At 63.7% G+C, this 6,528-nt stretch carries 4 protein-coding genes; 3 read left to right on the forward strand and 1 reads right to left on the reverse strand.

Features of this window, described 5'->3' with window-relative positions; translation table 11 throughout:
• Positions 1-225: 225 nt before the first annotated feature.
• The gene (locus tag NKH12_RS29455; RefSeq protein ID WP_352956342.1) at positions 226-1,335 is read right to left on the reverse strand and encodes a Gfo/Idh/MocA family protein; all 1,110 of its coding nucleotides are present in this window, start codon (positions 1,333-1,335) and stop codon (positions 226-228) included.
• Positions 1,336-1,490: 155 nt separating this feature from the next.
• Between NKH12_RS29455 and NKH12_RS29460 the strand changes: the two genes are divergently transcribed.
• The 3 genes from NKH12_RS29460 (at position 1,491) to iolD (ending at position 6,353) form a co-directional block, all read left to right on the forward strand.
• Complete coding sequence (locus tag NKH12_RS29460) at positions 1,491-2,357, forward strand: MurR/RpiR family transcriptional regulator (RefSeq protein ID WP_352956343.1); 867 nt, start codon at positions 1,491-1,493, stop codon at positions 2,355-2,357.
• A 175-nt stretch (positions 2,358-2,532) separates the two neighbouring features.
• Positions 2,533-4,467: a bifunctional 5-dehydro-2-deoxygluconokinase/5-dehydro-2-deoxyphosphogluconate aldolase gene (locus tag NKH12_RS29465; RefSeq protein ID WP_352956344.1), complete on the forward strand. Its 1,935-nt coding sequence runs from the start codon at positions 2,533-2,535 to the stop codon at positions 4,465-4,467.
• Positions 4,468-4,502: 35 nt separating this feature from the next.
• On the forward strand, positions 4,503-6,353 hold the full coding sequence (iolD, locus tag NKH12_RS29470; RefSeq protein ID WP_352956345.1) for a 3D-(3,5/4)-trihydroxycyclohexane-1,2-dione acylhydrolase (decyclizing): 1,851 nt from the start codon (positions 4,503-4,505) through the stop codon (positions 6,351-6,353).
• Positions 6,354-6,528 lie beyond the last annotated feature (175 nt).

Below are 6,528 nucleotides of genomic sequence, written 5' to 3' on the forward strand. Positions count from 1 at the left end.
CAACCAAACCGCTTGGCGCTGCAGCGGACACTACAGGGGGAAAACTGTAACCCATGTATCCGGTTCAAAGTGTTACCCATCTATCAACTGGACACCGGCAGGCGGATGAGGGGCGGCGCCAACATCGAACTGGCCTCGCCAACATCGGGGGTTATCAGTGGGCGCCGCGTCATATGCGTTGCCCCCTGGATGGCGTGGAGGCTCGGATCGGCGGATATACGGCCGCTACCGCACATCCACCCAGCGCTTTTCTTCGAACGAGCGCGCCATGGCATGCACGGTGCGCTCGATCTCAAGTCCTTCGTCGAAATCGATGATCCGCGCCGGCTTGCCGGCCAGCCGCGTCAAAAGTTCCCGGCATTCGATGATCTTGAGGTCGTTGAAGCCGAGACCGTGGCCGGGTGCCGGCAGGAAGGCGTCGTAGGGCTTGTGATGCGGCGCCATCAGGATGGTGCGATAGCCTTGCTCGGTCGGCCGGTCGGCGGTGAGATAGAGCTGGAACTCGTTCATCCGCTCCTGATCGTACAGGATCGAGCCCTTCGAGCCGAAGATCTGGATGGCGATGCGGCCCTTGCGGCCCCAGGCCGAACGATTGACCAGCAGCGTGCCGGCAATGCCGTTTTCGAGATGCATCAGCACGCTGGCGATGTCGTAGGTCTCGACCGCGCGGCGCCCGCCCGACGCGACGCGACGATCGGCATAGGGTTTTGCCATATCGCACATGACGCGGGCGACGCGGCCGAACAGCACGGCGACCAGCGACAGCGGATGCACGGCGAAATCGTCGAGCGCGCCGTAACCGGACGCCGCCTCGTGCTTCCAGAAGAACTGCGCCTCCGGGTCGGCCATGAAATCCTCGTCCATCTCGATGCGCAGATGGTTGACCTCGCCGATGATCTTCTCGTCAAGCAGCGCACCGATATGGCGGATCGCGGGATTCTGGATGTAATTGTAGCCGAGAGCAACCAGCTTGCCGGACTTTTGGGCCGCCACTGCCATCGCTTGCGCCTCGGCAAAGCTCGGGGCCATCGGTTTTTCGCACCACAGATGCTTGCCGGCTTCGAGGATGGCGATAGCCATCTCCGGGTGGAACTGGTTCGGCGTGGTCAGCGAGACGATATCGACATCCGGATCATCGACGACGGCGCGCCAGTCGCCGGAGCCCTTGGCGAAGCCGAATTCGGTGGCACGGCGTTTGGCAAGGTCCTCATCGACCTCGCCGAGATGGACCAGCCTTGGCTTGGCCACGTCCGGAAAGACGGTGCCGACCGCGTTCCAGGCGATGGCGTGACACTTGCCCATGAAGCCTGTGCCGATAAGACCGACTCCGACCATTTCCCTTGTCTCCGCTGTCAGCAAGTTTTGCGTGGATGAATTAGTCCATTTTATCGAGGAATGGAACGCATGCCTCATTTTTTATGGCCTTCTTGCACAGGCTCGCTATGATGGGGCACACACGGCATCGACTGATGAGCCTGGGCGGAGCGACGATGGACGAACGGGTGCCCCGCGATTTCGAGACGCTGCGTACGACGATCCTGGAACGGCGCCATAGCCTGCCCAAGCGTATCGCGCAGATCGCTGCCTATGCGCTCGACAATCCCGACGATATTGCCTTCGGCACCGCCGCCAGCATCGCCGCCTCCGCCGGCGTTCAGCCTTCGACCTTGATCCGCTTCGCCCAGCAGCTCGGCTTCGACGGCTTCACCAGCCTGCAGCTGGTATTTCGGGAGCGCCTGCGTGAGCGCAATTCGTCCTATGACGAAAGGTTGGCGGCCTTGCGCGCCAAGGCCGAGGAAGGCGCCGGTCACCGGGCGATTTTCGACGGCTTCGTCGCCGCGGCCAGCACCTCGCTCAACGATATTTCAGGCAGGTTGAACGAAGACCATTTCGAAGATGCGATCGCCTTGCTGGCGGAGGCGGAGACCATCTATGTGCTGGCCAAGCGTCGCTCGTATTCAGTCGCCTCCTACATCGCCTATGCGCTGGGCAAGCTCAAGATCCGCAACCAGCTGATCGAATCGGCCGCCGGCCTCAACGCCGAGATGATCAGCTTTGCCTCGCCCAGGGATGCCGTCATCGCCATCAGTTTCTCACCCTATGCCCCGGCGGCCATCGAGGAGGCGCGCGTCATCTCGGAGCAAGGCGTGCCGATCGTGGCGATCACCGACAGCTCATTCTCGCCGCTCGCCCAGTTCGCCAAGGTCTGGTTCGAGGTCGCCGAGGCGGATTTCGCCGGCTTCCGCTCGCTGTCGGCGACGATGGCGCTGGCCATGGCGCTGACCGTTGCGGTTGGCGAGAAGCGGCGCGATGCCGGCCGCAAAACGCAAGACCTAGATAGCTTTTCTCTTGTTTGACCATGATCTTTTCCGAAAACCGGACGCCACTTTTCGGGATCATGGTCTAGCACTTTTCAGCAAAGGAACGGGCGTTCCATATTGACTATGGATTGGAATTATTATTTCATATTACCGGCGCCACGCTGCCGCTCGCGCGTGTACCCCAAGACAACAAGGCTGATGGGAGGTTCAAATGGGCGAAGCCGTGGACGCGAAACATGCGCCGCTCGACGTCATCACCATTGGCCGCGCCTCGGTCGATCTCTATGGCCAGCAGATCGGCTCGCGCCTGGAGGACATCATCTCCTTTGCCAAGTCGGTCGGCGGCTGTCCGGCCAACATTTCTGTCGGCACAGCCAGGCTCGGCCTGCGCTCGGCGCTGCTCACCCGCGTCGGCGACGAGCAGATGGGCCGCTTCATCCGCGAGCAGCTGACGCGCGAGGGCGTTTCCGTGGCCGGTCTCAAGACCGACCCCGACCGGCTGACGGCGCTGGTGCTGCTGTCGGTCGAGGACGAAGGGGTCTCGCCGATGATCTTTTATCGCACCGACTGCGCCGATATGGCGCTTTCTGAAGACGATATCGACGAGACGTTCATCGCCTCGGCGCGTGCCATCGTCGTTACCGGTACGCATTTTTCGCGGCCCAACAGCGATGCCGCCCAGCGCAAGGCGATCCGCGTCATTAAGGCCAAGGGTGGCAAGGTGGTGTTCGACATCGACTATCGCCCCAATCTCTGGGGCCTTGCCGGCCATGCCGAAGGGTTCGAACGCTACGTGAAATCCGACCGGGTCTCCGCCCAGCTGAAGACGGTGCTGCCCGACTGTGACCTCATCGTCGGCACCGAAGAAGAGATCATGATCGCCTCCGGCGCCGACGATTGCCTGAGCGCGCTCAAGACGATCCGCTCGCTGTCGGCGGCCACCATCGTCTTGAAGCGCGGCGCCATGGGCTGCATCGTCTATGATGGGCCGATCAGCGATGATCTCGAGGACGGCATTGTCGGCAAGGGTTTTCCGATCGAGGTCTACAATGTGCTCGGCGCCGGCGATGCCTTCATGTCGGGCTTCCTGCGCGGCTGGCTCGGCGGCGAAAGCCTTGAGACGGCGGCGACCTGGGCCAATGCCTGCGGCGCCTTCGCCGTGTCGCGGCTGCTCTGCGCGCCGGAATACCCGACCTTCGAGGAATTGCAATTCTTCCTGAAGAACGGCAGCAAGCATCTGGCGCTGCGCAAGGACGAGGCGATCAACCATATCCATTGGGCGACGACGCGCCGCCGCGATATTCCCTCGTTGATGGCGCTGGCCTGCGACCATCGTATCCAGCTCGACGATGTCGCCGCGAAAGCCGGCGCCGATCCGTCGCGCATCCATGATTTCAAGGTGCTGACGGTCAAGGCGGCGGCGAAGGTTGCCGCCGGCCGTGCCGGTTACGGCATGTTGCTCGACGAAAAATACGGCCGCGAGGCGATGTTCGAATTCGCCCGCCATTCCTTCGCCTGGCTCGGCCGGCCGGTCGAACTGCCGGGCTCGCGGCCGCTTCGTTTCGAATTCTCACAGGATATCGGCTCGCAATTGATCGAGTGGCCGGTCGACCATTGCATCAAATGCCTGTGCTTCTATCACCCGGACGACCCCGAGGCGCTAAAGACCGAGCAGCAGCAGAAGCTCAAAAGCCTGTTCGAGGCCGCGCGGAAAGTGGGCAGAGAACTTCTCATCGAGATCATCGCCGGCAAGCACGGCAAGCTCGATGACACGACGATCCCGCGCGCACTCGAGGAACTCTACGCGCTTGGTATCAAGCCCGACTGGTGGAAGCTCGAACCGCAGGCTTCAGCCGGGGCTTGGGCAAAGATCGAAGCGGTGATCCTGAAGAACGATCCATGGTGCCGCGGGGTTGTGCTGCTCGGCCTGGAAGCGCCGCAGGACGAACTGGAAGCTGCCTTTGCCGCCACCGCCAACGCGTCGATCGTCAAGGGCTTCGCCGTCGGCCGCACCATCTTCATCAACGCAGCCGAACAATGGCTTGCGGGCAAGATGTCAGACGAAGAGGCGGTGGCTGACATGGCGTCGCGCTTCGAGAGGCTGACCGAGGCATGGCTTGCCGCGCGCGGCCGCAAAGCAGCATAAGAAGGCGCGGCATAAGGACTGCGGAGGAAAACACCATGACCAAGACAATCCGCCTGACGATGGCGCAGGCGCTGACGCGGTTTCTTGCTCGCCAGATGACCGAGATCGACGGCAAGAAAATGCCGATCTTCGGCGGCGTCTGGGCGATCTTTGGCCATGGCAATGTCGCCGGCATCGGCGAGGCGCTTTATCAGGTGCGCGACGAATTGCCGACCTTCCGCGCCCATAACGAGCAGGCGATGGCGCATGCGGCGATCGCCTATGCCAAGGCCAATTTCCGTCGCCGCTTCATGGCGGCGACCAGTTCGATCGGCCCCGGAGCGCTCAACATGGTGACGGCGGCGGCACTTGCCCATGTAAACAGGTTGCCTGTCCTGTTTCTGCCCGGCGACGTCTTCGCCAACCGCATCCCCGACCCTGTCCTGCAGCAGGCAGAGGATTTCTCCGACGGTACGGCGACCGTCAATGACTGCTTCCGACCGGTGTCGCGCTATTTCGACCGCATCACCCGGCCCGAGCAGATCATCCCGGCGCTCAATCGCGCCATGCAGGTGCTTACCGATCCGGCCGAATGCGGACCGGTGACCTTGGCGCTCTGCCAGGACGTGCAGGCCGAGGCCTATGATTACCCCGAGAGCTTCTTTGCCGAACGGGTCTGGACCCAGCGCCGGCCGCGTCCGGACCGCAAGGAGCTGGCGGCCGCGGTGGCAGCCCTGAAGGGCGCGCAGAAGCCATTGGTGATTGCCGGCGGCGGCGTACTTTATTCGCAGGCTTCCGGCGAATTGGCGAAGCTGGTGCAAGGCGCCGGCATCCCGGTCTGTGAGACGCAGGGCGGTAAATCCTCGCTGCCGGACGATCATCCGCTCAACATGGCGGCGGTCGGCGTCACCGGCACTTCGGCGGCCAACCGGCTGGCTGAAGAAGCCGACGTCGTGCTTGCGGTCGGCACCAGGCTGCAGGATTTCACCACCGGCTCGTGGGCGCTGTTCAAGAATTCCGGCAAGACCATCATCGGGCTGAACGTCCAGCCTTTCGATGCGGGAAAACACCAGGCGCTGCCGCTGGTCGCAGACGCGGCGGAAGGGCTCGCCGAGCTCGGCGCGGCGCTGAGCGGCTGGGCGGCGCCGGCTGCCTGGACCGACAATGCGGCCAAGGGCAAGAGGGACTGGCAGGCCGATGCCGGCAAGGTGACGGCGTCGACCAATGCCGCCTATCCGTCCGACGCGCAAGTGATTGGCGCCGTGCAGCGCGCCATGGGCTCCGGCGTGATATTGCTTCATGCCGCCGGCGGCCTGCCCGGCGAATTGCACAAGCTCTGGCAGGCGGGGGCGCCCGGCTCCTACCACGCCGAATACGGCTTCTCGACCATGGGCTACGAGATCGCAGGCGGGCTCGGCGTCAAGATGGCGAAGCCCGACGAGGAGGTCGTCGTCATGATCGGCGACGGTTCCTATCTGATGCTCAATTCCGAGATCGCGACCTCGGTCATGCTCGGCCTCAAGCTGACCATCGTGCTGCTCGATAACAGAGGCTATGGCTGCATCAACCGGCTGCAGATGGCGACCGGCGGCGCCAACTTCAACAATCTGCTGAAGGACGCACGCCACGAGGTTCTGCCGGACATCGAGTTCGCGGCTCATGCGGCAAGCCTCGGCGCTATTGCCGAGAAAGTTTCGTCGATCGCCGGGTTGGAAACGGCGCTGGCGCAAGCGAAGAAGAATACCAGGACCACCGTGCTGGTCATCGACACCGATCCGCTGGTTTCGACCGAAGCCGGTGGAAGCTGGTGGGATGTTGCCGTGCCTGAATTCTCGGCACGGCCGCAAGTGAATGCGGCGCGCCGGGCCTATGATGAAAAGCGGCAGATGCAGAAGATTGGAGATTGATGTCGGCGCTGCCAGGCCCCTACCTCCCCCGTGTGGGGAGGTCGGACCGAAGGTCCGGGTGGGGGTCCGGCGCGGGGGGGGGGGGGGGGGGGCGCGGGGGGGGGGCGGCGGCGGCGCCGCGGCGGCGCGCCCGCGGGGGCGGGCGGGCGCGCGGGGGGCGGGGGAGGAGGGGGCG

It is taken from the genome of Mesorhizobium sp. M1322, from assembly GCF_040318085.1.
GTDB lineage: Bacteria > Pseudomonadota > Alphaproteobacteria > Rhizobiales > Rhizobiaceae > Mesorhizobium.